General features: G+C 31.7%; 1 protein-coding gene. It reads left to right on the top strand.

Going from position 1 to position 3,103, the window contains the following annotated elements:
• Positions 1–1,206 precede the first annotated feature (1,206 nt).
• Positions 1,207–3,103 (top strand): Cna B-type domain-containing protein (locus COO03_RS22720; protein ID WP_142316267.1); only part of this gene is annotated, 1,897 nt, incomplete at its 3' end.

Genomic DNA, 3,103 nt, shown 5'->3' with positions numbered 1-3,103 from the left:
CGCATGTGGCAGAAAAAGGAACTGACCGCTTCTATGCATGGCCAGATGTTCTCTCCCACCTAAAAAGAGGGGTTTTATGTCGTTTTTTTAATTGATGTATATATAGCTCTCTTCTTATATATTCAATGAAGTTATTATTACATGTTGTGTAGTATCGTTCTTTAAATATGATTATTTTAATTAAAGAATGAATAAAAGTAAATAAGTTGTCATGAAATATAAAAAAAGAGTCTAAATTGACACATTTTTTATAAAAATGAAGTAGAAAGAGTTGACTTTGAATGGAATTAGATTTATATTATTATCATTATTTAGATAGAATAATTCTAATTAAATAATAGATAAAATTAAATTAGTTGTCGTAAAATGTCGAAAAAGATTCTGAATTAGCATATTTTTTATAAAAACAAAGCAGAAAGAATTGACTTTGAATTGTATTTATACGAGTATCATTCGAGGGTATTATGTATTATTCTTCCGCTAGTTTATTACAATAATCAATGAAAAATGTGCAGGGGAGAAATTCAGTAAAACCTTTGGAAAATATACTTTAATGGATAGTGAAAAAAATGTCGAAAAAAGTAATAAAAAAGCTTGATTTTTTCATTTAAGGTGGTAATATTATGAATACTTAAAATTAAATTATATATTCCTAAAACGAGAAATCTTAAAAGTATTCTGAAGTTAATACGACACTTATAATAGTTGTTTTAACCGCATCATGTTATATACTCCTCTTACTCAATGGTTAAAACTCTATGATATTACCTTTAAAGCATATACATATCTAGTAAAGTAGAATGAAATTATATTGCACTACATTACGTTATGCTATTCTTTAAAATAAAATATATTAATTATTAAAATCCATTTAAAAGTAAATGCGGGATTATTTCCTCAATAACTATTCTATATCTAATTAAAAATTTGTAGATCAAGATTTATATAAAGATGTTACTTAATTATCTAGTGATAGATTGAGCAAATGGATTTTGTTCTCTGGAAAATACAGAAAAATCAGAAACCCTATAATTAATTCTTTCCTATAATGAAAAAGATTAGAGAAGAGAATCACATAAGGGATTAAATATTGCAAGGATTCTTTTGAGAGGGGGTGATAAAGACTGATCGGTTGAAGAGAAGGAGTATTTAAGTTGAATATCTTAATAACTTAGTCTAACTAAATATAATCTATAGGGGGATGCCATGAATATACATTCAAAAAGAGTATTTTCGATTTTTTCAATTATAATGATTTTTATGTTTACGATAGGCCAGAGTTTGCTACCTATAATAGCAAAGGCACAAGAATTAAATACAACAGGATTTGTGGATAGTTTTACAATTGAGAAAACAAAACTACAATACGGAGAGCAGACTAAAATAAATGTAAATTTTAGTGATAAATCCGGAAATAAAATGAAGGCTGGAGATACACTAACATTAACGTTACCTCCGGAATTAGTAGGATTTAGTGGAACGATTCCATTAAAAAATGACGAAGGGACTGATTTTGGTACTTGTCAAATCACGACAACGAATGTCGTATGTACATTTACTGACGTGGTTGAGAAACTTCAAAATATTAGAGGACATTTTAATTTTACAGTTTCAGGAATGAATGTACCAACGGGAGAAACAAAAACAATCGAAACAAATCTAGGTACAGATTTAGCAAAGCAAGCGGTAACGATTAGCGGCCCAACTGGTAGTACAGAACCTACATTGTTTTTCTACAAATCAGGCGATATTCAGCCAAGCAACACCGATGAAGTACGTTGGTTCTTGGCTATAAACAATAAAAAACAGCAGTTAAATACTGATATTGTTTTGTCTGATAGTGTGCAGCCCGGTCAAACACTTAATAAGAATAGTTTTTATATAGCAATTAATAATGGAACTACGTCTTTAAATTTAACACTTCAACAATTTCAAGATCAAGGTTATGGAACGATTACTTTTACTGGTGATAATTCATTTGATGTCTTGATTGATAAGGATAAAGCAAGCGGTAATTCTTTTACGGTTGGCTATACAACTGCTATAACTGAAAGCGGAAAGACTCAAGAATCTTTTTTTAATAATTATAAGATTAATTACCAAATTGTTAACGAAGCTCCAGTATCGAATGAAAATAGTACATGGGTTAAGAATATAAGCATGGGTGGCGGTGCGCAAGGTGATTTGCCGCCTAAAGGAACGTTAAGAATTGTTAAGCACATTGAAGGAAATCCAGAAAAATTCATCCCAAATGTTACGTTTAAGTTGTATAAGGAATCGGGTGAGCAAATCGGAGATACATATACAACAGGTGCACAAGGTATTACTGAAATTCCTAATTTAGATCCAGGAAATTACTATGTGCAAGAGATTAAAGCTCCAGATTATGTGGATTTTGACCCTCAAACAAAAATAAGCTTTACAGTTGATGGAAATGCTGAAAAGGGTGTAAAGCTGATGATTCCGAATAAGGTGAAAACCACATCTGTTTCAGGAACAAAAACATGGAATGATAACAATGCGATAGATCGTCCGAAAACGATTCAAGTAGACTTACTCCGAAATGGTCAAAAGATTGATACGAAAGAAGTAACAGCGGAAAATGGTTGGAACTATACGTTTGCAAATGTACCTGCATATGATAATGACGGTAATGCTTACACGTATACAGTAAAAGAACAACCAGTAGTAGGATATCAATCTAGCGTAAGCGGTTATGACATCACAAATACAAAAGTAGGTCAAACAGCAGTAGAAGGAACAAAAACATGGAAAGACGACAATGCGACAGATCGTCCGGACAAGATTCAAGTAGACTTACTACAAAATGGTCAAGCGATCAACACACAAGACGTAACAGCAATAAACGGTTGGAAATATACATTTGCAGATTTAGCACAATATGATGCAAATGGTGTTGCCTATACGTATACAGTAAAAGAAAAACCGGTAGCAGGATACAAATCGGAAGTAAATGGCTACAACATTACGAATACAAAAGAAGTGAAAACCACATCCGTTACAGGAACAAAAACATGGAAGGGCGACAATGCGACAGATCGTCCGGACAAGATTCAAGTAGACTTACTACAAAATGGTCAAG

Source organism: Bacillus sp. AFS098217, assembly GCF_002551815.1.
GTDB lineage: Bacteria > Bacillota > Bacilli > Bacillales > Bacillaceae_G > Bacillus_A.
The sequence above is the reverse complement of the archived record's forward strand: the minus strand, read 5'-3'. Positions and strand labels throughout refer to the sequence as shown.